Annotated in this window: 20 protein-coding genes and 1 pseudogene; 15 read left to right on the top strand and 6 right to left on the bottom strand. The window is 57.8% G+C overall.

What is annotated here, in order from left to right:
- The 5 genes from BLQ55_RS24120 to BLQ55_RS24140 all read left to right on the top strand — a co-directional run.
- Positions 1 to 1,694, top strand: a 1,694-nt coding sequence (locus tag BLQ55_RS24120) for a hypothetical protein (RefSeq protein WP_218130121.1), incomplete at its 5' end; no start/stop codon positions are given.
- A 96-nt stretch (positions 1,695 to 1,790) separates the two neighbouring features.
- Positions 1,791 to 3,455: a ShlB/FhaC/HecB family hemolysin secretion/activation protein gene (locus BLQ55_RS24125; protein WP_218130122.1), complete on the top strand. Its 1,665-nt coding sequence runs from the start codon at positions 1,791 to 1,793 to the stop codon at positions 3,453 to 3,455.
- A gap of 472 nt (positions 3,456 to 3,927) precedes the next feature.
- Positions 3,928 to 4,764 carry a response regulator transcription factor gene (locus BLQ55_RS24130; RefSeq protein WP_092257617.1) on the top strand — a complete coding sequence of 279 codons (837 nt, stop codon included), beginning with the start codon at positions 3,928 to 3,930 and terminating at the stop codon, positions 4,762 to 4,764.
- Positions 4,764 to 7,163: a hybrid sensor histidine kinase/response regulator gene (locus BLQ55_RS24135; RefSeq protein WP_092257619.1), complete on the top strand. Its 2,400-nt coding sequence runs from the start codon at positions 4,764 to 4,766 to the stop codon at positions 7,161 to 7,163. Before BLQ55_RS24130 ends, BLQ55_RS24135 begins: the two co-directional genes overlap by 1 nt.
- Before the next feature lies 1 nt (position 7,164).
- Positions 7,165 to 9,516 carry a TonB-dependent receptor gene (locus BLQ55_RS24140; RefSeq protein WP_092257622.1) on the top strand — a complete coding sequence of 784 codons (2,352 nt, stop codon included), beginning with the start codon at positions 7,165 to 7,167 and terminating at the stop codon, positions 9,514 to 9,516.
- Here BLQ55_RS24140 and BLQ55_RS24145 read toward each other — a convergent pair.
- On the bottom strand, positions 9,500 to 10,585 hold the full coding sequence (locus BLQ55_RS24145; RefSeq protein ID WP_092257625.1) for a sensor domain-containing diguanylate cyclase: 1,086 nt from the start codon (positions 10,583 to 10,585) through the stop codon (positions 9,500 to 9,502). The genes BLQ55_RS24140 and BLQ55_RS24145 overlap by 17 nt on opposite strands.
- 499 nt (positions 10,586 to 11,084) lie before the next feature.
- Here BLQ55_RS24145 and BLQ55_RS32990 point away from each other — a divergent pair.
- From BLQ55_RS32990 to BLQ55_RS24160, 4 genes and pseudogenes are all read left to right on the top strand, one after another.
- Positions 11,085 to 11,177: pseudogene (locus BLQ55_RS32990) on the top strand (DUF6124 family protein); the annotation flags it as partial.
- Positions 11,178 to 11,336: 159 nt separating this feature from the next.
- A complete protein-coding gene (locus tag BLQ55_RS24150) occupies positions 11,337 to 11,771 on the top strand; it encodes a GNAT family N-acetyltransferase (RefSeq protein WP_092205430.1) in 435 nt (144 codons plus the stop codon).
- Between the two features lie 164 nt (positions 11,772 to 11,935).
- Positions 11,936 to 12,421, top strand: a complete 486-nt coding sequence (locus BLQ55_RS24155) for a DUF3592 domain-containing protein (RefSeq protein ID WP_176814248.1) — start codon at positions 11,936 to 11,938, stop codon at positions 12,419 to 12,421.
- 60 nt (positions 12,422 to 12,481) lie between these two features.
- Positions 12,482 to 13,177 (top strand): hypothetical protein, encoded by a 696-nt coding sequence (locus tag BLQ55_RS24160; protein ID WP_092257628.1) that lies wholly within the window; start codon positions 12,482 to 12,484, stop codon positions 13,175 to 13,177.
- A 30-nt stretch (positions 13,178 to 13,207) separates the two neighbouring features.
- Here the strand turns inward: BLQ55_RS24160 and BLQ55_RS24165 are convergent, their stop codons facing one another.
- Positions 13,208 to 14,551, bottom strand: coding sequence for a PBS lyase (locus BLQ55_RS24165; protein WP_371128552.1), 1,344 nt, complete (start codon positions 14,549 to 14,551; stop codon positions 13,208 to 13,210).
- 171 nt (positions 14,552 to 14,722) lie between these two features.
- Here BLQ55_RS24165 and BLQ55_RS24170 point away from each other — a divergent pair, with 171 nt between their 5' ends.
- Positions 14,723 to 15,406: a hypothetical protein gene (locus tag BLQ55_RS24170; protein ID WP_092257634.1), complete on the top strand. Its 684-nt coding sequence runs from the start codon at positions 14,723 to 14,725 to the stop codon at positions 15,404 to 15,406.
- A 229-nt stretch (positions 15,407 to 15,635) separates the two neighbouring features.
- Here BLQ55_RS24170 and BLQ55_RS24175 read toward each other — a convergent pair whose 3' ends face one another.
- Both BLQ55_RS24175 and BLQ55_RS24180 read right to left on the bottom strand, forming a co-directional pair.
- A complete protein-coding gene (locus BLQ55_RS24175) occupies positions 15,636 to 16,523 on the bottom strand; it encodes a dihydrodipicolinate synthase family protein (protein ID WP_092257637.1) in 888 nt (295 codons plus the stop codon).
- A gap of 19 nt (positions 16,524 to 16,542) precedes the next feature.
- Positions 16,543 to 17,325 carry an aldolase gene (locus BLQ55_RS24180; protein WP_053152480.1) on the bottom strand — a complete coding sequence of 261 codons (783 nt, stop codon included), beginning with the start codon at positions 17,323 to 17,325 and terminating at the stop codon, positions 16,543 to 16,545.
- Between the two features lie 150 nt (positions 17,326 to 17,475).
- On the opposite strand from BLQ55_RS24180, the gene BLQ55_RS24185 reads away from it, so the two are divergent.
- Positions 17,476 to 18,042, top strand: coding sequence for a helix-turn-helix domain-containing protein (locus BLQ55_RS24185; RefSeq protein WP_092257640.1), 567 nt, complete (start codon positions 17,476 to 17,478; stop codon positions 18,040 to 18,042).
- A 500-nt stretch (positions 18,043 to 18,542) separates the two neighbouring features.
- Positions 18,543 to 18,902 (top strand): DUF6124 family protein, encoded by a 360-nt coding sequence (locus tag BLQ55_RS24190; protein WP_092223344.1) that lies wholly within the window; start codon positions 18,543 to 18,545, stop codon positions 18,900 to 18,902.
- Positions 18,903 to 19,054: 152 nt separating this feature from the next.
- Here BLQ55_RS24190 and BLQ55_RS32270 read toward each other — a convergent pair whose 3' ends face one another.
- On the bottom strand, positions 19,055 to 19,801 hold the full coding sequence (locus tag BLQ55_RS32270) for a hypothetical protein (protein ID WP_176814249.1): 747 nt from the start codon (positions 19,799 to 19,801) through the stop codon (positions 19,055 to 19,057).
- 905 nt (positions 19,802 to 20,706) lie between these two features.
- On the opposite strand from BLQ55_RS32270, the gene BLQ55_RS24200 reads away from it, so the two are divergent.
- From BLQ55_RS24200 to BLQ55_RS24215, 3 genes are all read left to right on the top strand, one after another.
- Positions 20,707 to 20,961, top strand: a complete 255-nt coding sequence (locus BLQ55_RS24200) for a hypothetical protein (protein WP_072430805.1) — start codon at positions 20,707 to 20,709, stop codon at positions 20,959 to 20,961.
- A gap of 309 nt (positions 20,962 to 21,270) precedes the next feature.
- Entirely contained in the window at positions 21,271 to 21,567 is a 297-nt protein-coding gene (locus tag BLQ55_RS24210) for a hypothetical protein (RefSeq protein WP_072430807.1), read from the top strand.
- A gap of 44 nt (positions 21,568 to 21,611) precedes the next feature.
- Positions 21,612 to 21,944 carry a hypothetical protein gene (locus tag BLQ55_RS24215; protein ID WP_092257646.1) on the top strand — a complete coding sequence of 111 codons (333 nt, stop codon included), beginning with the start codon at positions 21,612 to 21,614 and terminating at the stop codon, positions 21,942 to 21,944.
- A gap of 174 nt (positions 21,945 to 22,118) precedes the next feature.
- On the opposite strand, the gene BLQ55_RS31820 is transcribed toward BLQ55_RS24215, so the two are convergent.
- Positions 22,119 to 24,863 (bottom strand): KGGVGR-motif variant AAA ATPase, encoded by a 2,745-nt coding sequence (locus BLQ55_RS31820; RefSeq protein ID WP_143011782.1) that lies wholly within the window; start codon positions 24,861 to 24,863, stop codon positions 22,119 to 22,121.
- Positions 24,864 to 25,064 lie beyond the last annotated feature (201 nt).

The following is a 25,064-nucleotide window of genomic DNA, read 5'->3' on the forward strand; positions in this document are numbered from 1 at the left end:
TCGCCTTCAACAACACCGGCAACCTGAAAGTCGGCACGCTGACCGAAACCGATGGCAACGGCAACGTGGTGAAAGTCACCACCGGGGTGAACAACACCGGCGACGTCAGCATCGGCACTCAAGGGAACTTGGCGATCAACGAAGGGCTGGCCACCAGCGGCAATGTGTTCCTGAACATCGGCGGCAAGACCACCCAGGATGGTAACGGCAACATCACCGCCGATGGCTTGGCCCTCAATGGCGGCGACTTCGAGTTGCGCAACCGTGGCAACGTGGTGGGTGATATTGCCAGCGAGGCAGGCAAGGTCGCTTTCAACAACACCGGCAACCTGAAGGTTGGCACGCTGACCGAAACCGACGGCAACGGCAACGTGGTGAAGGTCACCACCGGCGTGAACAACTCCGGCGACGTCAGCATCGGCACCCAAGGTGACTTGGCGATCAACGAAGGGCTGGCCACCAACGGCAATGTGTTCCTGAACATCAGCGGCAAGACCACCCAGGATGCCAACGGCAATATCACTGCCGGTGGCCTGGCGCTCAAGGGCGGGAATTTCGATCTGCGCAACGCCAGCAACTGGGTCGGCGATATCGCCAGCCGAGCGAAGGATGTCAGCTTCGTCAATCGGGCCGACGTCACCGTCGGCACGCTGACCGAGACGGCACTGGACGGCACCCAGCTGGATCAGATCGTCGGTATCGGCAACACCGGCAAAGTCCAGGTTGTGACGACCACCGGCAACATCACCCTGGCCGAGAACGTCAGCACCACCAGCAATGCCGCCGATGCGATCGTGCTCAACGCCGGTCAATCCGCTTCCGCGGGCGTGGCTGCGGGCGGTGACGTGAAGGCCGACGCGGGCGTGACGGTGTCGACCGGCGCCGGCGGCCGGGCGGTGATCTACACCGGTAGCCTCGCTGGCAGCACCCGCGTGGTGGATGTGGTCGGCAGTGGCAGCGGCAATTTCCGCTACAACAGTGACGAGCAACAGAGCAATTTCGGCAGGGCCCTGGGCAACACAGGCGTGCATGCCGTTTACCGCGAGCAACCCGTCCTGGTGGTGTCCACCAACGGTGCGACCACCCAGACCAAGGTGTTCGATGGCCAAACCACGTTCAACGGCGGCGGTATCGCCGGTTATGACGCCAACGGCCTGTGGAACGGCGACACCAAGCCGATGCTCGGCAACCCACTGTATTCGGTCGGCACTCAAGGCCCGGGTTCGCACCTGATCAACATCGGCGGGCTGGCTGACCTCGGTTACCTGATCGTCAGCAACCCGGCCAACGCCAATCTCACTGTGACGCCGTCGATTGATTATGACGCCGTGCGGCAGAGCGTCGCCGATGCGACACGCGTCGGCGCAGAGGTGAGTTCGCCCCATGCACCGGAGCTCAACCCGACCCAGGCGAAACCGGTCGACTGGTCTGATCACGGGGTCGATGACGGCGGTCTGTTGCTGGTGGACCAGGGCGGCACGCGTGCCAGCGGGAAGGCGGGCGACGCCCTGGCGCAAGGCGACAGCGATTCGGCTGCCCAGGCCGAGGACACCGCCAGCGAGCGGGAACTGGCCGGGACCGTCTGCTCCGATGGCGGCGTATCCGAAGGCGGCGCCTGTGCGGCCTACCCACCGCAGACCGTGTTCGTCGTGCGCGGCGGTGTGCGCTTGCCGAGCCTGGCCATGCGTCCCTGATCCCTGACATCCACCTTTTCATTTGAAGGAACCCTTGGCCACGTCCCTGGACGTGGTCATGGGCTCAGGCAACCCGAATTATTCGAGATTGATCCCATGCAAAACAAACTGATGTCCTGCGCGGCCGGTCTGGCGTTGTTGTCCACTTCCCCGGCTTGGGCGGCGACCCTGCCGGCACGCCCGATCCCCGACGCCGGCCGTATCCTGCAGGAACTGCCGATTCCGCAGCAGGAACTGCCGCAAAGCATTCGCCTGGATGTGGAAGCACCGCAACCGCCGCAAGAAAAAGTCGGCGGCGCCAAGGTCCAGCTCAACGCTGTCCATTTCACCGACAACACGCGCATCGACGAGGCCAGCCTGCAACGCGTCGTCGCCCCGGCTATCGGTCGAGCCCATGACCTGGACGAGCTGCGGGAAGTGGCCCGGCAGGTCACGCTTTACTACCGTGAGCAGGGTTACCCGTTTGCACGTGCCTATCTGCCGGCCCAACGCATGGCCAACGGTGAACTGACCATCGCGGTGATCGAAGGCCGTTATGGAAAAATCACCGCCACCAATGACGATGCGAAACTGGCCGCGCAGGCGCAGCCGTTCCTGGACGACTTGCAACCGGGCGACGTGATCGAGCGTGACCGGCTGGAGCGCAGCATATTGGTGCTCTCGGACTTGCCGGGCGTGGCTGTTCGGCCGGTGATCCGGCCAGGTGAGGCACTCGGCACGGGCGATCTCGATGCCAAAGTGAGCAAGACCGAGGCCTTCGAGGGCAAGGCCACCCTGGACAACCATGGCAATCGGTATTCGGGGCGCAATCGCCTGACGGTACAAGGCGACTGGAACAGCCCGCTGATGCTGGGCGACCGGCTCAGCGCCGCGGTGATGGCCACCGATGAAGACCTGTATTTCGGCAGCCTCGGCTACTCGATGCCATTGGGCACCTCTGGCCTGCGCGGCAACGTGGGTTACGCCCAGAGCTCCTACGACCTGGGCGCGGAATTCGCCGATCTGGGGGCCACCGGTACCGCTGAGGTCAGCAGCATCGGCTTGAGCTACCCGCTCCTGCGCAGCAACCAGGCGAACCTCATGTTGGCTGGGCAATACCAGCACAAGGAACTCGAGGATAAGTACGAAGTGCTGGGCCTCAGTTTTGAAAAAAGCAGCAACACGCTGCCCATCAGTTTGCAGTTTGACGTGAGGGACACTTTGTTCGGCGGCGGCATCACCTACGGCGGCGCGACGCTGACCTACGGTGACCTGAAACTGGACTCGGCCCTGCGCGAGGGCGACCGCCAGACCGCCCAGACCGAGGGCAACTTCAGCAAAGTGAACGTCGACCTGGCGCGTCTGCAAGCGCTGCCGGCCAACTTCACGCTCTTCGCCCGTTTCCTCGGCCAGTGGAGCAACGACAACCTCGACTCCTCCGAAGACTTCAGCCTCGGCGGCATCGATGGCGTACGGGCTTATCCGCAAAGCGAAGGCTCGGGCGACGAAGGCATGCTGACCCAGATCGAGCTTCGCTACCCGATCGACAAGCTCACGCCCTACCTGTTCTGGGACGCCGGCAAGGTGCGCATCAACCACGACGAGTGGGCCGATGAGAAAAACACCCGCAGCATCTCCGGCGGCGGTGTGGGCCTGCGCGCTCAATACGGCCAACTCTCATTCGACGCAACGGTCGCCTGGCGCCACTCCGGCGGCGAAGCGCAGAGCGATACGCGCCAGGAAAACCCGCAACTGCTCGCGCAGATCGGTTACTCGTTCTAAACGTTTCAAGGCGACCTGAAAGCATTACTGTTCATTCAAGCCGTTCAACAAACCTGTGGCGAGGGGATTTATCCCCGTTGGGCTGTGCAGCAGCCCTCAAATCAAGCACCTCGGTGTGTCAGGAGGATTGAGTTTGCTGCTTTGGGGCTGCTTAGCAGCCCTACGGGGATAAATCCCCTCGCCACGGTTTAGTGAACAGCATCAACCCCGTTGGCCACTGCGCCTGGGCTTTTTTCCAGGCATAGCCCCCTCTCGTTCGATATCCCTTGCCACACGCCCCTGCGCCCCGCCCATAACGCCCCGTATCGGTAGGCGCCACGAGGGGACGACCATTTATCGCCGATTAAGAATTTGATAGCTTCAGTTCTCATTTGATCTGCCGCTATATCGGTTTGTTGCCGGCCCGAAACGTGCTTCCGCGCTTGGCAATTGCACGACAGCGACCCGGCTAAACACAAAAGAGACCTGGCGAATGGACAACGGACGATACGAAAGGCAGGTATTGACGACGGCAGGCGCGGCGGCCTCCGAGCCGTTGCCGCATATTCTGTTGATCGACGATGTCCCCGAAGACATCCGCGCCACGCTCATTCTGTTGAAGACCCAGCCCTGGCGCATTTCCCTGGCCAGCGATGCCTACCAGGGTTATCAACGCGCCCTTGCCCTGCGCCCGGACCTGATCGTCCTGGATGTGCACATGCCGCAAATGGACGGCTTCAGCCTGTGCCGGTTATTACGCGAGGCACCGGCCACCCGGCATACCCCGATCCTGTTTCTGTCGTCGGCCAATACGTCGTTGGAGCGGTTGGAAGGGTTGACCGTGGGCGCGGTGGACTACATCCCCAAATCCTGCGCCCCCGAGGAAGTCCTGGCACGCATCAGGATCCATCTGCAATTGACCTGGCGAGCGCCACCGCCCATTGCGGACCACCCGGCCGATCCGCAACCGCAAGGCGATGAAATCGTGCTGCGCGCGGCGATGCGACTGATCGAAAACCAGCTGGACGACATACCGTCCCTGGGCATGCTCGCGCAAAAAGTCGGCACTCATGAGAAACGCCTCTCCGCCATTTTTCGCGAACACCTGGGGATGACCGTGTTTGCCTACATTCGCGACGCGCGATTGCGACGCGGCCAGGAACTGCTCTCCGAAAGCGCCATGAGCGTGCAGGACGTCGCCGAAGTGGTGGGCTTTCGCAATGCCTGCAACTTCACCACGGCGTTTCGACAGCGAATCGGCATGACGCCCAGCCAGTTTCGCCAGCAGACCCTGGGCCTCGTGGATACAGAGTCGGTCGGACGCGCCTGATGCGGCTCCTACGGTTTCTGGTGCTGACGATCGCTTCGTTGTCCGCCGGCCTGCTCCATGCCGCGCCCGTGGAGCTGTGCCGGGCTGAGCGTCTGGACCTGATGCCTGCGGCGCAGATTTTCGAAGACGCCCAGGCCCGCTTGAGCCTCGAAGAAGTCGCCCGACTGCCCGACACCCGTTTCAACCCCGCCACCCCGCGCTGGCCGAGCGAAGGCTACAGCCGCTCCGCCTTCTGGTTGAAATGGCAGCTCACCAATTCCAGCGATGCGGCGTGCTCGCGCTTGCTGGTGGTCGGGGCGCCTCGCCTGGACGACATCCGTGTCTATCAATCGTCAGCCGGGCGCTGGCGTGAAGCCCACGCCGGAGGTGCCTATCCCTTGGCCGAATGGCCCCAGCCGGCGGCGCGCCAACCGGCGTTCCCGGTGTCGTTGGCGGCGGGGGAGAGCGTCACGGTGTTTGTCCGCGTAACGAGCCATTTCCAGCTGTTGCTGGAGCCGGAGCTGTGGTCCGAACCGGTGTTGCTGCGCAGCCAGCAGCAGACTTACCTGAGCGACGGGCTCGCCCTCGGCATTGTCCTGCTGGTCGTGCCGTTCGGCTTCATCGTCGGCTGGATCCTGCGCTCCCGATTGCTGAGCGTGAATGCGGGCGCGGTCCTGAGCTACATCCTGCTGACCTGCATCCTCAACGGCTACCTGATCTACTGGCCCACCGCGCTGGGCTGGACACGGGAGCTGCTGACTTGCGCCAGCGCCATCTCGTTCGTCCTGTTTCTCGCCTACTTCCGCGTGCTGTTGCAGGTGTCCGTCCTGCCCAAAGTCATTGGCTGGAGCTATTGGCTGCCGTTGTCAGGTTGTGTGCTCGGCCGACTCTGGTGGTTGAAAGTCGATCCCGTCCAGGGCGCGCAGATCGTCCAGATCTCCCTCCTGAGTTTCTACGGGGTGCTGCTCGTCACGCTGTTCATGGCCTGGCGCAGACGCCTGAGCTACAGCTGGCTGGCCTGGCTGGTGTCGGGGCTCTTGCTTGCGCAATTGCTGATGCGGATGCTTTTCCCCCAGGAACAATTGCCCTGGCAGTCGCCCCAGAGCAAATACAGCTTATCGTCCACACTCCCGGGCGTGGCGTTGCTGGTGTGCACCTTGATCATGGAAGTGGCCCGCAGCCGCAACCGCGAAAAAAACGCCCTGGCCACCCTCGAGCAACAACGCCAAGCCGAGCACGAACGCCTGGAAAGCACCGTGGCCCTGCGCACGTCGCAGTTGCGCGACTCCCTGGCGGCCCGCAGCGCGTTGATGGCGCGCATCAGCCACGACCTGCGCTCGCCGCTGGTGCGCATCATCGACTATGCGCGTCTGCTGCACGCCGGGCCCAACCGCGACTATCAGGCGACCATCGAGCGCAACGCCCGCCAGCAACTGGAGCTGATCGACGAGATGCTCGAGTTTTCCCGTGGCGAGCTGGAGCAAATGCAACTGACCCTCGCGCCCGGCTACCTGTACGGGTTCCTCAACGAGATCGCAGACGAAGCGGGCTTTCTCGCCGCACGCCAGGGCAACACCTTCGAGGCGGTGCTGGCCGATGACTTGCCGCCACTGGTGGAGGCCGACTTCAAACGCCTTCGGCAGGTGCTCATGAACCTTCTGGCGAACGCGGCGAAATTCACCCGCAACGGCCAGATCCGCTTCGAAGTGGATTGGGCCCCGGGCACGACCGCCAACACCGTGGAACTGCGTTTCAGCGTGATCGACACCGGCATCGGCATCGACCCGCAAGAGTTCGAACAACTGCTGCAACCGTTCCGCCGCGGTCGCAATGCCCAGCGCTATGAAGGCAGCGGGCTGGGCCTGTCCATCGTCACCCAACTGCTGGAGCGCATGGACAGCCGCCTCGAACCCCAAGCCACCGGGCAGGGCAGCCACTTCAGTTTCCGCCTGCAATTGAATGGCGCCCAAGAACACGACCTGGAAAACGGCATCGTCGACAACAACGCCATGCCGTTTGACGGCCAGGGCAAACACGTCCTGCTGGTGGACGACGTCGAGCAGAACAGCGAATGGCTCTATGACTTGCTGGCGGGTTACGGTTTTGATGTGAGCATGGCGGCGAACGGCGAAGACGCCTTGGCCTGCCTGGCGCAGCAACCAATCGACCTGCTGATCAGCGACCAGATGATGCCCGGCATGGACGGGTGGGCGCTGCTGCGCCACGTGCGCGAGCGTTGGCGCCATCTGCCGGTGATGCTCTATTCGGCGGTGCCGCCGCGCAGGCCGCAGGACTATCCAGAGGACCTGGCCTTCGACGCGGTCCTGCTCAAGCCCGCCGACAGCCGCGAATTGCTGGCGTGGGTCAAGGCACTGGCCTGCCCGGACACCACGCGTCGCGCGTTGGCTCGGGAGCACTAGGATGCCGGGTTTGGGTTACCGGTTGTTCCTGCTCGGCGGCCTTTCGATGTTGCCCTGGGCGTCGGTCCAGGCCGAGCAAGCGGCGCCCGGCGCCCTCACGCTCGACGCCACCACCGTCACCGCTCGCCGTCGCGAGGAAGACCCGCAACAGGTGCCGATCCCGATCAACGTCCTCTACGGCGAGCAACTGGACGAGGCCGGCCTGCATCGCCTGCAAGACATCCAGCAGCGGGTGCCCGGCCTGGTGGTGTCCGGTCACGACGCCCGTTATGCCGGCTTCGGCCTGCGCGGCTTCGGCGCGACCGCCTACAACGATGGCCTGGAAGGCAGCGTCGGCACCTACGTCGATGGCGTTTACCAGGCACGCCAGGGCATGGCCTTCACCGAGTTGATGGACATCGAGCGCATCGAAGTGCTGCGCGGGCCACAAGGCACCTTGTTCGGCAAGAACACCACGGCGGGCGCGCTGAACATCATCACTCGCCAGCCAACGTTCCAGCCCGAGGCCAACCTCGAAGCCAGCTACGGCGAGCGCGGCCTGCGGGAATATCGCGGGACGGTTTCCGGGCCGTTGCAGGACGACGTGCTCGCCGGCCGACTCAATGTCTTCGACAGTTCCACCGATGGCACCGTGGAAAACCTGCAAGACGGCGCCCGCCTCGGCGACGCCGACAGCCATGGCCTGCGCGGCCAGTTACTGTGGACGCCGACCCCGGACTTCAGCGCTCGCCTGATCGCCGACTATGCCGAGCAAAACGAAGCCGGCAACGTCCTGCTGGTCAATCACTACAGCCAGCAGACCCGCGAGCGCGCCCAGTTCCTCGGCTATCCGTTGTCGGAGCCCGACCCTTACAAGCGCGAGACACGTATCGACGCGCCGGGCCATCCGCAAACCCTGCAGAACGGTGTTTCACTGGAATTGAATTGGGACCTGGACGAGGCGATGCGCTTGACCAGCATCACCGCCTACCGCGACTGGGACTACCGCGCCACCCGCGACAGCGACAGCACCGCGCTGTCCGTGGCCGAGTCTGAAACCGAGCTGGGCCACCGGCAGTTCAGCCAGGAATGGCGCCTGTCCGGCACGGTCGGTTCTTCCGTCGACTATGTGGCCGGGCTCTATTACCTGCGCCAACAACTCGACCGCGAGATCGACGCCGAATTCGGCAAGGACGCCGCGCCCTGGTTCGTCGGCGATCAGCTGGAAGCCTTGCGCAAGCTCTACGGCATCACCTTCACCGATCCGAAGCAGGTGCCGGCGATGCTGCTGGACGGCGCCCGGCAACGCTATGACGGCGAGCAGAAGGGCGACAGCCGAGCCATTTTCGGCCAGCTCTCCTGGCGCCCGATCGACCCGCTGGAACTCACCGGCGGCCTGCGTTACAGCCAGGAGCGCAAGGACGGCTGGATCTCCCGCGACGTCAGCAACCTCGCCCCGCTGACGGGCTTGCCAGCGGTGTTCCAGTCCGGTGGGCTGTTGCTGCGCGACATCGCCCTGGGTGGTGGTTATTACCGCGAGGATTCGATAAAAGAAAACAACGTCTCCAGCCTCCTCAGCGCCAGTTACCGCTTCAGCGATGGGGTGATGGGCTACGTCAGTTGGTCGCGGGGCTACAAGGCCGGCGGCATCAACTTCGACGTGGTCGGCCCGTTCACCGCGCCCACCTTCGAGCCGGAGCGCGCCACGTCCCTGGAACTGGGCATGAAGACGCGCTTCTGGGATGAGCGCGCATTGCTCGACCTCGCCGTCTACCAGACCGACGTCGACAACTACCAGGCGCTCACCTACAGCCCGCCCACGTCCATGTTCGCGCCCCCGTTGCGGGACAACCTGATCAACGTCGGCAAGGTCCGCCTGCGCGGCATCGAGCTGGATTCCGCCTGGCAACTCACCCCGCGACTCACCGGGCGCCTGGGCCTGGCCTGGAGCGATGCGCGCTACCGCAGCTTCCCCAACGCCCCGTGCCCGCCGGCCTCGGGCCAATGGACCTGCGACCTCAGCGGCGACCGCCTCTACAACGCGCCGGAATGGAACCTCAGCAGCGGCCTCGACCACACTCATCCACTGCCCTATGGGCTGGAAGCCTTCAGCGGTATCGACTACAGCTTCCGCACCGGCTACTCCGGCACCCTCGAAGGCGGCGAAGGCAGCTATCAACCCAGCTACGGCCTGACCAATTTGCGCCTGGGCCTGCGCAGCCAGGACCGCGCCTGGGAAGTGGAAGGCTGGGTGCGCAACGTCTTCGACCGCAACTACATCACCGCCGTGTATTCATTGCTCGGCGCTGGCGACTATGGCGTCATGACCGGCAGCGAACGAACCCTCGGCACCACCGTCAGGCTTCGCTATTGAGCGAAATAAACCGCGTCGGACAAAACGCCAGACGATTGCCGCCGGCCTTTTTCGACAGGTACATCGCCTGGTCCGCCTTGCTGATCAGCCCATCGACCTCCTGCCCATGCTCCGGAAAAAACGCCACGCCGATACTGGCGGCAATCTCCACCGTTTGCGCGCCAATCAAGATCGGCGCATTGGCCGCCGCCAGCATCCGCTTGAGCAACGGCTCGCTGTCCTCCACCGCCTGCAAATCCACCAGCCCCGCCACGAATTCATCGCCACCGAGGCGCGCCAAGGTATCGCCTTCACGCAGCGTGGCATTGATCCGTGTCGCGACAATCTGCAACACCCGATCACCCCAGTCATGCCCATAGCTGTCGTTGAGCGCCTTGAACCCATCGAGGTCGATAAACGCGATGGCCACTTTCTGCTGATAGAGAGCGGCCTTGCCCAGGGCCTGGCGCATCCGTTCGGTCAACAGCAACCGATTGGGCAGTTGCGTGAGCGCGTCATGCCGGGCGTCACGCTCCAGTAACTGCAGGCGCTGCTTCATCTGCGTCATGTCGCTGAACAACGCCACATAGTGCTGAACATTGCCATGCCGGTCATGCACCGCACTGATGCTGATGCGCGACGTCATCTCCCGGCCATCCTTGTGATTGCTTTGAATTTCACCGGACCAGTGCCCGTGGAAATCCAGCGCATTCTTCATCGGCGCATAAAACGCCGCGAGCCGACGCACCATGCGATGGGAATTCAACTCCCGGCCCTGCACCTCGTCTTGACCGTAACCGGTGAGCCGCGTGAAGGCCTCGTTCACGGCGATGACCCGACCGTACGGGTCAACCAGGATGACCCCTTCCCGAGCGTGGCTGAACACCGTGGCGGCCAGCTCCGGGCGCACGGTGTCGAGACGACGGTCCAGAGCGCCTTCGTCGCGGGTGGCCGGCCAGGTCTTGTCGTCGAAGCCTTGTTGTGCCAGGTAGCGGGCCAGAGAGGAAAGCGCTTGGTGCAGGCGGGTCAGGGCATTCGTGGCGAGCCTGGAATCCAGGCAGTAGCGACGGATGAAGGTGCGTAAGTTCATGGGAAAACACGGTGCTCGGTTGTAGCGCTAGGGGGTGTGGAAAGAAGGCATTATCGAGGTAGGGATTTGTGAGGGGCTTTGCTGGAGCGGATGGGGGCTTTGCGGGGAGGGATGGAGTGGAAAGATTTTTTGCGTGGGTTGTAGGAACGTCAGCCGTGACTGTCAGCCATTGGGCGTCCGCAACTCGCCAGCCGACGTCGCCTTGCGCCTTTGCCTACAACTACGCCAGAATCCGCCGGCTTGTTCGCCTGGGGTTGCGTCGGTAGTTTGGGACCTGTCACTGCTCATCAGTGATCGGGTTTAGTCGCCCGTCGTTGCTAAGTCGCTCAAGCGTCCATCAGTCAGGTATCCCCATCCCTGCACTCGATGGTGGCTGTGCGCAGGGCGCCCTCGGGCGCGCCGATTTCTTAGCTCGTCGGTCGACTAACCTGCGTACAGCTGCCTCCCAATCGTTTAGTCGCGAGCGGGACGTAGCCCAACCCAAAGAGAGCTAAGGCTGTCTCGGCAGCATGTGGCGTTGGGGATTTTGCAGGTGATCGAGGTGAGCGAGCTGTTGGCGAATCGGGCGTTGGATATTGTTGAGGTGAGGTAGCCGAGGCGTTTGCCTCAATACAGGAAAGGTCTCGCACAGCTGGACCTTTCCTTGGACAAAGCGCTGCATGGGCGATCCCCACGCGAATCGGTGCAGCACCCTCCAAGCGGCTTCTGCTAGTCTGCTGGGCCAGCCAGGTAACACAGCAAGGCTCAATCAATGTTCAATATCCGTGTCATGACCATGGACGATTACGATGCTGTCATCGACCTCATGAGGCGTACTCCAGGCGTCTCCTTCCGTGACGCTGACTCTCGTGAATCGACCGCGAAATACTTGGAACGAAATCCCGGGATGAGCTTCGTGGCTGAAGTCGGAGCCGTCCTCTGCGGTTGCGTCATGTGTGGACACGACGGCCGCAGAGGCTATCTGCAGCATTTGGTTGTTCTTCCCCAGTATCGGCGACAAGGCATAGCAAATGCGTTGGTCGAGCACTGTCTTTCGAGTCTTGAGAAACACGGAATACTTAAATGTCATCTCGACGTGTTCAAGACCAATCTAACAGCTGCCAACTATTGGCATAGCCAAGGCTGGAAGCTCAGGTCTGATATCGATCGGTATTCATTTACCCGATCAGATAATGAGAACGTATGAGCGGCACCTGCCCGTGAGGGCGGTTTAGTCCTGTTACTCCAAACAATGGATATTGTTGAGGTGAGATAGCCAAGGCGCTTGCCTCAGGACAGGAAAGGTCAACTCAAGTTGCCGGATCACACGCCGATAGGGTTGCGGACGAATCTCATACGAAGGACCGGAGTATGTTTTACCCACGTGAAGCTGAAAAAGATCAACTCTATAACCGAATAGTCCTGCTTACCGTTGCGTGCTGTGTGCTGCTGTTCCTGGCCTCCCTGGCGAAACATTCCGGGTCCATTTATGGGGCGATCCGATGGAGTGCTGTCGAGGTAAAAGGCAGCGTGACGCAACTGGAAAGCATCCCGATGAACGCTAACGGCATCATCATTCACTACCGGTATGTGGACGGTGATCAACAAGTCCATGAAGACGAATACGTGGACCAACGCTACAACGAACATGATCAGTACGAGGTAGGGGGCGACGTTCCGCTGCTGTACTCACGTTGGTTTCCCCAAATCAGCAGTATCGCCACCGAGCTTCACACGTATCGCTCCGGCTTCTTCATCATGGCAGGCGGAGTGGTGCTGACATTGGTATTCCTCGGGATTTCCTTCGCAACCTTCGGACGAATTTATCGCATGAAGGAAGAAGACCGCTTCTATTGAAACGGTTGTCGGTCATGGCGCCAGAGCCCTCATTCATCCAGCTAATCGGTTTCCCCATCCATGAAAAAGTTGATGCTCGCGTTGCTTTCGCTCGTTCTGCTTTCCGGCTGTGTAACCAAGTCTTTGAGTGTTGAAGATCGCCACCAGATCAAAACGATCAAGATCCTCCCTGTGTACTTTGCGGTAGAAAATTTCAAGTACACGAGCATGACCCAGGCGTGGGGGGCAGGGCTGGGGGCTGGAGCAGGTGCCGCGGCGGGTATGGCGTCCGGCGCATCGAGCTCTGGCACAAACGCATTGACCGGGGCCGGCTCGGTCGTGGGCACGAAGGCGGCCGACGGCGCGACAATGGATATTTCCCAGGCGATTCTGAACAACATGCGAGCCCACGGTATCGATGTGGGCCAACTGGTGCGCGAAAGCTTCGAGAGGCGCATCAAGCAAGAAGGGATGTTCACCCTCGTGGCGGAAGGTGAACGGGCTGATGCCGACGTTGAAATCATGGTCCCACAGTGGGGGCTTAGCCTGAAAAACTACAGCACCGTGCTTTACCCTGTCATTGGCGTCAACGGCTCCATGAAGCGCAGTGGCACTTCGGTTTGGCGCAACTTCAATACCATTTCGCCATTCAATGAAAGCAACACCCTCGCCTATACCCCTGAGCAGTACGCCACCGACCCCGAAGCACTGCGGGCGGCGTTTTCCCGGGTGTCCGATTTGGCGGTGGGTAAGCTGATAGAAGATTTGAAGCAGTAAAGGTTCGGGCAAACCGGATTCTTAGGTTCCTTAAACAACACGGGCGACGTTGTTGCTATCGATAAGACCGCGCACAGCCAGCGCTCGGAGTCGCTCCGTGAGCTCTGCTCGCTCAGCCTTTGACGTGACGGGATCGACCATCTGATATTGACGATCGCACCACATATTCAATTGGCGCAGCCAAAAGGCTTGCAGCGCCGGCTCTGCGTCCAACCGAGCCAGCAAGTAAGCAGCCTGCTGCCATAGAGGCCGCAGATGGAGTAGTGCGCTTCGGCGCATTGCCGAAAGGTCATGCCAATCCCGATCCAACTTGGCATCCAGCCCAGCCTTCACCAAAGCCCATGGTTGTTTGTTCAGGCGAGCGATTGCTGCGGTAAAAACCTTATCTGATGGATCATCAAGCGCCCTGAGCAGTTCGGGCAGTTGGCTATCGGGGGCTACGTTGATAGCCGCATGCCTCACCGTTAAATAGGTGGAATGCAGCGCTTGCTTTAGCCACTGCGGCTCCAGTTTGATGTTGAGTTCCGCTGCAAGGCCAAGCACCCCCAGCCAGTCTCGCTTGCGGATGGGCAGATCCTGCTTCAGCCGGTCAGCCAGGACCGCAGCGGCATCGACTTTGCTGCTTGGCGCAGCCCAGCGTGCCAGGTTACGAATCGAGGGCGACGCATCGAGCAACGCCTCACATAAAACAGGCCTCGGATCGTCAAGCAAAGGCAGCAGCGCACGTAGCACGCAAACGCGGAATTTTGCACTGGGTAGAGACAGGGCTTCGAGCAGCAATCGCCGGGTTTGGACAACCGGCAATAACTGACAGGCAGGCACGGCCATCAAGCGTACGGTCACTTCGCGATGGGCGAGGGCACTGCGTAGAAGCGCCTCAGGGGCTGGATCGCTCTCAAGCAACAGCTCGAACAAATAGCGGGCCGCTTTACCTTGCCGGGTCAGGAAATTTGCCTGGACCTCGTCTCGGATAATAGGCGACTGCAAAACAGTACGCGTGGCGTGGAGGGTCTTGCCATGGTCGGCTCTACGCCGTGCCGCTAAAGCAATAAGGGGCTCCACCGCAAACAGCAGCGCTTGGAGATGGGAGGGCGACAGATAATGCTCCAGGCCTGCCGTGGCTAAGTCGCGAATTTGCGGGACCCAATCATTCAGCCGGTCTATCAAGGCGACTAATGCTTCAGGAGATGGATGACTGCACAGCTCTCTAACTGCGACTTCCCGCACGAAACCGTTGTAATGGCGGCTGAGTTCTATCCACGTAGTATCAGTCCCTACGCTCGCGAGCACTTCCAGCGCTTCGTTGCGTCGTTGATCGGCCCAAGTAGAAACGGGCGTCTGCTTGTTTTTCAACCTGTCCAGCCATGATTGCATTCCGCTCACGTTCCAGTCCTTTGTATGAAAACGCCACCAGCATAAGCCGACGACAGCGAGGCAGCCAGATCATTAACCGATCCAGCTCCACTTCGCGAGTTGGCTAGAAAATTCGCTGCTTGGCCGGGAGTCAATTAACATGACAGCCTCGTCCAATACGTGGTCTCGTCCATGCAGTCTCTCGAAAATGCGCTGCTTTCCTACGCCACACAGCACTTGCCATCACTTCCCAATATCTACACTTGGAAGTTCGATACCGCTCTCGTCCACCATTCATTCAAATGGGAGATCGATGGCTCGAACTGGTACGAAAAAGCGCGCGCCCTGAAGCGACATGTCGCCCAGGAATGGACCGCGTCGCCCGAACAACGAATGGCCCTCGCAGACTACGCGGTGCGCGTGTGGGGAGGTGTCAGGGGAAACGCGCTCGCAACGATGCAAGGCTACGTTCAGACCGTGTCACAGGGGCGGGTGCCGGACAAGCACAAGGGCATCGCCTCATGGTCGAAGGTGGCGGCATTCTCGAATCCAACCGAGCACGCCATCTTCGATGCGCGGGTCGCATTTTCCCTGAACGTTCTACAGAGGCTTCACGGCGATGAGCAACGCTGGTGGTTTCCGCACTTGGCGGGTCGAAACACCCACCTCAATGCCTGCTGGCCCCGCTTGAAAACCCAGGCGCGTGAACAGCGCTGGATTCGAATTGCAACGACCGATGTCTACCCGACCTACATCGAGTTGCTGGTGAACGTCTCCCGAAAACTGGATGTGGAGATCGGTGACGTGGAGATGCTGCTCTTTTCGAAGGCGGAAGATTTTGCCGGGGCGTTCAACGAGGCCTATCCCCCGTCCTGACGACCAAAGCACCCCGGCACTTATCGAAAGGGGACGACAGGCAGTTCCCCCGTGGCGAGGGAGCTTGCTCCCGCTGAGCTGCGCAGCAGCCCCAAAACCTGGCAGGCGATTTCCAGGCAATCATGCAGGTCGCAGTTCAACGGTTGATAGCTCTTCATCAAGTGACCCCCAAGGGAGCGAGCGGACAGGTTAGGGCGCCACCTGTCCGTCGCAAGATTAGAACTCTGAATCAGAGCAGTTGCTTCAACATCGTCTGCAGTTGCTGGTTACGCGCCTCATCCAGTGGGAAAACCGGCAGACGCGGATCGCCGACTTCCAGGCCAAGAGTGCGCAAACCGGCCTTGATGGTGGCGGGCAAACCGCCCTTGAGGATGAAATCCAGCAGCGGCAATTGACGATAGAACAACGCCCGGGCTTGGCTCAGGTCGTTGGCCAGCACGGCGGCATACAGGTCGAGGTTGAGCTGCGGGATCAGGTTCGGCGCGGCGGTGCACCAACCCTTGGCCCCGGCGGCGAAGGCTTCCAGCGCCAGGGGGTTGCAACCGTTGTAGAACGGCACCTGGCCTTCACCCAGCAATTGCAGCTTGTGCATGCGCTGAATGTCGCCGGTGCTTTCCTTGACCATGGTGACGTTATCCACCGCGTTGAAAATCCGCAGGATCAGCTCCACCGACATGTCGATGCCGCTGGTGGCGGGGTTGTTGTAGAGCATGATGGGCAGGTCGATGCTGGCGCCGATGGCCTGGTAGTGCGCGAGGATTTCCGCCTCGCTCAGTTTCCAGTAAGAGGCCGGCAACACCATCACCACATCGGCGCCCTTCGCCTGGGCAAAACGCGCGCGGCGTACCGCCTTGGCGGTGGTCAGGTCAGACACGCTGACCACGGTCGGCACCCGGCCGGCGACGCGGGCGATGCTGAACTCGCTGACCTGGTCCCACTCGGCGTCGCTCAGGTAGGCGCCTTCGCCGGTGCTGCCCAGGGGCGCGATGGCATGCACGCCGCTGTCGATCAGACGGTCGATGGACCGACCCAGCGCGTCCAGGTCCAAGCCCTGGCCGTCGGTGGAGAAGGGCGTGATGGTGTAGCCGATGATGCCGTGGATGTTAGGGGTAGACATGGCTTCGCTCCTGGTGGGTTCAGTTCAGGCAATCGGCGTGTTGACGCAGGGTCTGCCGGGCGTAGTAGTTGAAGGCGGCCGCGTGACGCTTGGGTCGGGCGATCCAGTCGTGGGCTTCGCGGCCCAGGTGAGGCAGGATCGGTTTCACCTCGCCGGCGGCCATGGCCAGCAATTGCAGCTTCGCGGCGCGTTCGATCAGTTGGGCGATGTTGCAGGCTTCTTCCACGGTGGCACCGGTGGACAATTGGCCATGGTGGGAAAGCAGGATGGCGCGCTTGTCACCCAAGGCTCCGGCGATCAATTCGCCTTCCTCGTTACCCACCGGCACCCCCGGCCAGCCCTCCAGGAAGGCGCAGTCGTCGTACAGCGGGCAGAGGTCCATGTGGGAAATCTGCAGCGGCACTTCCAGCATCGACAGCGCGGCGATGTGGGTCGGATGGGTGTGAATGATGCAATTCACATCCGGCCGGGCGCGGTAGACCCAAGTGTGAAAGCGGTTGGCCGGGTTGGGCATGCCATGACCTTCCAACACCTCGAGGTCTTCATTGACCAGCAACAGGTTGCCGGCGGTGATTTCATCGAAGCCCAGGCCCAATTGCTGGGTGTAATAGGTGCCCGGTTGCGGCCCGCGCGCGGTAATCTGCCCCGCCAGCCCTGAGTCGTGACCGTTCTCGAACAGGATGCGGCAGGTCAGGGCCAGCTTTTGTCGTACAGTCCACGTATTATCCGGCAGTGTTTTCTGCATCTGGTTAACAGCATGCTGGACCAACTGGTCCTTGGGCGTCGCCAGTGTCTTGCTCATATCCGTTCTCCTGATTCGTGCTTTGACCGTTCTTGATCCGCGTCATGGAAGCTGTGAAAGGAAGGTGCTAATGACACTAAATAGACTATATGACACAAAGTGTCATTTGCAATCGCAGATTGTCCGTTTCTCTGGAAATGTTGGTTACCTATGTCCATTCGCTTGAAATTGCTCAGGAAAAAACTCGGCATGACACTGGACGTCCTGGCCGAAAAAACCGGGATGACCAAGAGCTACCTGTCCAAGGTGGAACGGGGCTTGAGCACACCCTCCATCGCCACGGCACTCAAGCTCGCCAAGGCCCTGAGCGTGAAAGTCGAGGAGCTGTTCTCCGAAGAAAGCGTCTCCCTCGACAGCTACAGCCTGGTGCGCAGCGAAGACCGCCAATCCCTCGCGGCGAGCAGCGGCAGCTCCGAATACGCGGTATTGGCCCATCAAGTGTCTGAGCGCAGCCTGCTGCCCTTCATCCTCTATCCGGCGGCCGAATTCACCGCGCATCACGCGTTCAAGGAACACACCGGAGAGGAGTTCCTGTTCGTGCACGAGGGCCAGGTGGAAGTGGACTTCATGAACGAGCGTGTGCTGCTGAATCGCGGTGATGCCTTGCATTTCAATGCGCAGAAACCCCATCGCCTGCGTTCGGTGGGCGACGTGCAGGCGCAGTTGCTGGTGGTGGTGCACAGCGATGAGTCGGGGGAGAAGGAAGAGGGCGCCTAGCGGCTCCAATCGCAGGTAACCAACGTGGCGAGGGAGCTTGCTCCCGCTGGGCTGCGCAGCAGCCCCCCTCCTATGAATGCCTCGCCACCGATCTTCCGACAGCCTCAATTGAACGGCATCGAGCATCTGCCCGGACCAGTCGAGCGGCGTCTGTCAGTAAAGACCGACAGACACCAGCGACGAAGGCCCGCCAAGCCACAGCGCCTTGCGCCTTTGCCTACAACTACGCCAGAATCCGCCGGCTTGTGCGCCTGGGGTTGCGTCGATAGTTTTGGACCTGTCACTGATGGTCAGTGATCGGGTTTAGCAGCTCGCGGTGAAACAGGTTGTGCAAGGCGTCATCCAGTCAGGATTCCCCATCCTGCACTTGATGGTGGCTGTGCGCAGGGCGTCCCCGGACGCGCCGGTTTCTTGTTTCCCCGGTCTGCTAACCTGCGTACAGCTGCCTCCCATCGTTTAGCAGCGAGTGGGTGATGGCTCCTACTACAGGAAGCAAGACGATGGTAAAAGTTACTCCGAACCCTCCTGCGGCAGACGAACCTACGTCCCGCGCCCAATCTGCCCGCAACAAGAAAATCGACGACGCTGCTACGCGAGCGTTGGATTACTACCTGAAGCCCAAGCCTAAGAGCGAAACGTCTGACAAGTCGGACTCCATTTTTCGGATTGATCCGGGGGTTGATTCTGAGTGTTTGCTTGCGAATCTCAGTGAGAACCTGGCTTCGGCGAATGCCATGATCAGTGATTTGGCGTTTGATTTGGATGGTTCGCGACGGCGGGTTGCGTTGGGGATCTTGCAGGTGATTGAGGTGAGTGAGCTGTTGGCGAATCGGGCTTTGGATATTGTTGAGGTGAGGTAGGCAGCAATATCACGCGCTACCTAGATGAAAAAAGGGTCTTGCCTAGCAAGACCTTTTTAGCGAGGGAGCCTGTAGTGATCCAGTATCCTCAACGCCTTCAGAGGTTTTTTATTCTGATGTGTGATCGCTTTGCCGGGTGCAGTACCTCCGAATCAACGCGCATCCGTGGGCTCTTTTTTATCTTTAGCCTTTAGCATAGTTTGCCTCATCACTCGGTTGGACTTGTTATCAATTTTGTAGAGAGTGTCTTTAACGAGGAGGAATGAGCTCTTTGTGTCAGCAACCACGAGTTGACCGGTGATTTTTTCACCCTTGTCTGTGATTATGCTGTGAACCCTACTGATGCCGTTGCTAGTGTCGATACCAGAGTCCGCTTTGATATTTTCTCGTGCTCTCTCTACCCCGTGATGGACTCCGAGGACCGGGGCTATAAATACTAGGAGCAGAAGCATCCCTCCCCATGTCCCTTTTTCAAGGATTTCTCCTTTCTTGCTGACCCGATTCATCAGTAAATAAACGAACGTCAACGCCACGGATATAAACAGCAATCCTGGTATGAGCACACCAATGAAAGGGATCAGGTAAACCAATCCCATGATGCTGGAAAAGGCATAGCTGTATCCATATGTCAATATGGTGGGGGTGCCGAGCTCCAGCTCAGTCGTGCTGATACCAAACTGCTCGTAGTAGGCGCTCAGTTCGAGATAGCCATACGCAAGCAAACCCGCCTGCAGGATTATCGCGAAGTAGGTAAGGAGCTTGAACGCCAGATCCTTATCAATCTCTTTCACGATTGATGTGGCCTTAGTATCGATCTGTTGAGGGCTGATAGACGGAGAATTGATGCTGATTGGATTCAGAATCTCTACTAGAACTTTGTTATCTCTTTTCCAGAACACGAGTCTTCCTTGAGGTGAGGGAGGTAGAGCTACGTTACCCAACGCTATGGGTTCCACGCCAGAAAAGTCGCCGGAGTCCTGAGCAAAAAAGAATTTATTACAAGAAAAGGGTAGGGGCTGACCACGTTTAAGCTGCGTTTGGGGCTCCGGTGCATAAACGAGTAGTGACTCCGTTGGGAGGGCAAGATGGGATTGTTGAGACCGCTATGTGCGGCAGCTGTTACAGCAGCTTGGCCGCCACCCCGTGGCATGCTTACTATGTCCCATCTCGTATTACCGCAGGCATAGATCAGCTTTGAATATGACAAAGGAACAGTTGTCGGATATCCCTTGGTTGAGCAAGCAAAAGCAAGCTTTCTTGCTGCTGCGTGAGTCGCAGAAAAGTGGTCCAAAACGAGCAACGTCAAAGCTGCAAACGCAAAGAAATGGCGCCATAAAATCGTCGATTTCAAATGCCGAGAGCGACTCTTTCAAAGGTAAATATGGTCATTATAAGGGGAAGTGTTTCGAATTGTTTCTGGTCTGTAGGGTGCCAGCCCGCGATTTAGAAGGCCTGGCCATCCATACAGGGTAAAAATGGATCCAATCAATACTTTACGCACAAGTTATCCACAGCTTTGCCATCTTGCAATGTCAAAGTGCCCCCATTATCTTGTATCTCATCTCGTCAGCGACACAATATGTTGTGTTTTTGCGGGCTAGCAGCGAATTCAGAAAAGACAGCGGATATGCGTACGAAGTTTGGTCGCCGAGTACGCATACCCGCCTTCCCTGAACCAATGCGTACATTGGAGGGGAGCGCATTAGAGAAAAATCCGACTTTGGGTGTCAACCATCCAGTTCGGTTTTCGCTCAAGGGTTGCTCCTGCCTACTCAATCTCATGTAGATACAGGAGCACCTAATCGTGCCGAAAAATACTAAACAAACGTCGACTTCAGTGGCCAGTCTGGCCTCCAAAATCCTCCGTAATGACAGTTCCTCGACCATTCAAAAGGAACTGGCAGGGTCAGCTATGGCTCAAGCCTCGACTGGTAAGCAAACCGGGGCCGATATGGAGACCAAGGCCAGCCAAGTCTTGGACAGCAACAAGTACAGCGCCACCACCAAGACCCTAGCGGCCTCGGTACTCGCCCAATCGAACAAAGAGCGGGGGGCGTGAAAATGGCTCAGTATTTCGTTAACCGCAATGCACAACACAACGGTGACCATGAGGTGCATACCAGTACGTGCGTTTTCTTGCCGTCCCCCCAAAACCGCCTTGATCTTGGCCAGCACAGCACCTGTGTGACTGCTGTACGCCTGGCTCGCAACACGTATCCGCAGTCGAACGGTTGTCGGACGTGCTCCTCGGTATGCCATACCCAGTAGGTTGAGGCGAGAACTCAAGTTTCTGGCTCTTGGGTGAGCCGGCTGCTTCATAGGCTGGCCCCCATTTTTACTGAATGTGAGTTTCCAGGAGTTTTGTCCTATGAGCTATTTGGTTTATTGCACATTTGATTTGAAGAGCGCGTCGGCGAAGGATTATGAGAACGCATATATGGACCTGCAGCGTATCGGCCTTGCAAAGGTGGTCAAGGCAGATGAGGGGCAGCATGTGGTCATTCCTACGACATCGACGATGGGATTCTTTAATGGTACCAGCGCGGCTACTGTAAGAAACGATGTCCGCAATTCAGTACAAGCTGCTTTCCGAGCGCGGCTTTTGACCTCTGAGATCTTCATTGTAGTTGGCGGCGATTGGGCATGGGGCGCAGGAACAACGTAATGTAGCACGCTGGGAAATTAATTAAATAATCTGAGGATTTATCTATGAGTTCTAAGCTGTTCATGCTTAGCTATACGGTTTCGCGTAAGGAAAAGGATTCCTCCTACGAAAATGATCGTTCAAAAAATTGGGCGGATCATGTTCGAGACAAAATCCTCAATATCCAAAATGCTTGGAAAAAGCATGCGGATGTTGAGACGACATTCACAGGGACTATCGATCTCGATGGGTTTTACGATAAAGCTGGTGCTGCGAAAGCGAATATTTCGAAAGAGATTTCCCTTCTTTTGAAGGATGTTCCTTCTCAGTACATGCCGGTCATTTCGCTAGTATTGCTGGTTAGCGGTCTGAACGAGGTAGTTGAGTTTAAGATGTAATTGTTCTGGGCTCCCAAGGATCGGGAGCTTCCTACTGGGCATACCATACCTATGCGTCCCCTTGCTTTTTTTTAATCTACTAACAGGAAGGGGCGGTTGATGAGATTTCCGAAGGAGTTAGAGGAGACGAATCTATTTCTTTGAGTGAAAATAAATTTGTCTCCCTTACTCTGCTTAAGTTTTGCGCGCCTTTCTGTAGAGGTTCACTACACTGCGACGAGCGCCAGTATGGCGAAGACCTAAGCCTCGTCTATAAAGTTCTGGGACTTCATATGGCGCCGTATCTCCGTATACGATGCCGTGGCGAGTTAGAATTAGGATTTCGGCATCTCCAATGCCTATTTCTGCCAGAGACTCGGTGGTAAGCGGTGCGGCAATTTCATCAGCCTTGGTGCGGAACTTTCCGAAAATTGGCTTTAGTTCCGATATTTCTTCTTCTGCTTCCTTAACTTTAGCGTTACTTGTAGGTTCAACAGCATTTTTTAGGACCCGGGGTGATAGAAGGCGTCCAGCATATGTCGAAATTTCATCATCTTCTGGTGATTGGCTAGCGGCATTGGCAAGGAATCTGACGAGATCTCTTGGGACCAATCTGCCCCTTAAGTCAGACAAAACTGCAATTATCCAAGTGGCGGTATATGCTTCTCTTGTCCGTTTGCCTGGAATATCGTCGGGGCCGAGTTTACTTCCCCAGAGTTTTTCTAGTCGATTAGCTTTTTCAGGTGAGCTGATCTGATTAAAGTCATTCGACCAAAGTTCGGGAAGTGCGCCAGATTGTGTCGCTAGCCAAGCTGCGAGTTCAAGTACATCGTCCTCTGTCCATGTTAAGGCGAAAGGTGAGTATTCTCGTCGGAACTGGTCGAGATTTTGCTTTACTGCTCCCTCTACGGTGTCTCTTCGAGCGAAAATTAGTGCGCCCAAGGGACGTCTTGCTTCAGATCTCAGTCGTTGTGGGAGAGAGACCAAAATTGCTCTCATTGCCTTATCTACGCCTATATCGCTTGCGGAAGCGTAGAGCTCTTCCAATCCCTCAAAAACAGCGATAAATGTTTTTCCTGTTGCGCGTAAATGCTCTAAAAAATCATTTCCTATATCTAACGTATTTACTTTGTAGCCGGAGCTCCATGCAATAATATCTAACCAAATTCCAACCCAGTCTTGTTCGCTATGGTCTTTGTTGAATTCATTTTTAAGCCAGGATGTGGTTTGGTACGAGTTCATCGGAGTACCAAAGCCAAGTTCCCTAGCTGCATTTTCGCGAGCGCTATCGACCTCCTCTTGAAATTTAGCACTCGACTGAATCGACGCGCAGATAGGTACGAGAAGGGAGCTAACAGCACCGGTTTTGTTAACTAATTCCTCCACTGCTTTATTCCAATAGCGTTGAGAAATAAAGTAGCGTGCGGCCAGTGTTTTACCCGTGCCCTTAGCTCCTTCACTTACGGCTATCGGAACTTCAGATTGGAATCGTTGTGCTAGGGCGGCTAGTGACTGAGTTACGAGTGGTTTAGGTACATCGCCTTGAGCGTTCTCGGCTGCAATTAATTGGTTTGAAAAAGTCGAGAGCAATCGCCGAGATGTCTCCGGATTTGCCTCGATTAACGACGCGCTACTTTGACTGTTTGTTCTTGGTGTTGCTTTAAGTTCGGTTGATATCCAATGGTCTATGCCGGAACCAATTATTTTAGAGAATCCGCTTCCGATGATTTGTGAGGTGTAGATGTCCCATTCTCTGGATGAAATTTGAATGTCGGGTAGTTCGGGGATCTCTACTTGTATGTAGGGTTCTAGTTCTATTGGATCATCAAATAAATCGGAGTGTGCGGAAATACTATCCGATTTGTCGGAGACGAGATTTGATAATAGTTCGGCGGTCAACGGTTCAATGAGCTTTTTGTCCAGGCCGGCCTGCTTGAAAATTGCGGGAACCCGATTGATTACTACTAATGGTTTTCTAAGGTGGCCGCCATGACGGCTTAGCTCTCTGGATAGAAATTTAACTAAGCCGGATGTCGCTCTAATAGACTGATCTGCCAAGGTTGTTACTATGATAGGGGAGACATTGGGGTCCATTGCCATTGTTACACCTAGAGGTACCAGTCCAGCACGAACGTCAACAACAACTCCACAACAACCGAGTTCGGCTGCAATATTTGAAAGAATGTCAGCGAGCGCGAAAGGATGTTCAGGTGTGGATAGGTGCTCAGGTCGAATAGAGGAACTTGCCAGTTCGTCTATGTTTCTTCTTAGCGGGAGAACTATCAGGCTTCCGCTAATTGTGTGGTCTTTTAGTCTGTCAGCCGCAAAGGATATTGTTCTAGGCGCTCCTTCGGTCTCTTCCGAGTGTGCGAGGGTTATTATATCTTCGAGGGATATTTTTGGGGTTCCAGCGTAACTTTCGAATAAATAGCTAACGCCCGGAGCCTCAAGATCTGCGTCTACCAGTAGCACTGGAGATTTTGATAGTTCCGCCCAACGCAATGAGAAGGCTATTGCAGTTGTAGTTCGTCCCGTTCCGCCTTTGACACTAAGGGTGGCGACGACCGGAACTGGTCTTGTATTTGAGGTTGTAGGAGGTGGGGAGGAGAACTCAACCACTCCATCTATAATGCCAAATGATTGACGGAAGCGAGATTTCTCTTCCTCTATCACTATTTCTATTGGAAGCACGTTGCCGTGCGTGGGGCCTTCAAGTTCAAGCGATAGAGGATTGCTTCTCAGACGGGTTGGGAATAAGTTTTCTAACCAGTCTAGAATTTCAATTGGGTCGTTCTTTTCCGTCGCCTCAAGAATGATTCCAAACCAGCCTACTCGAGCGCGGATGAGTGTTGCTGGGATAGATGAGTTTTCAGGAGGAATTGTTGCGAAGGCTCGAGCAACATCCATCCAAGTCATGGGGGTTTGATCAATAGGAGTCATGTGTTCCTCCTGCACCATTCGATTAGTTTAGTCAGCCACTGACAAATGGTTACGGTTTCCTCTATCTTTTCACCGTATCTCCATGCTTGATGTAGGTTGCTGATTTCATTTCTCTGGCCCGTGCGGCTCAATACGACCAATGGAGTGGCTGGTATGGAGGTCGCGGGTATATTTAGTTCTTTAATTAGCAAAATTAAGTTG

It is taken from the genome of Pseudomonas sp. NFACC13-1, assembly GCF_900104425.1.
In the GTDB taxonomy this organism is placed as follows: Bacteria; Pseudomonadota; Gammaproteobacteria; order Pseudomonadales; family Pseudomonadaceae; genus Aquipseudomonas; species Aquipseudomonas fluorescens_AA.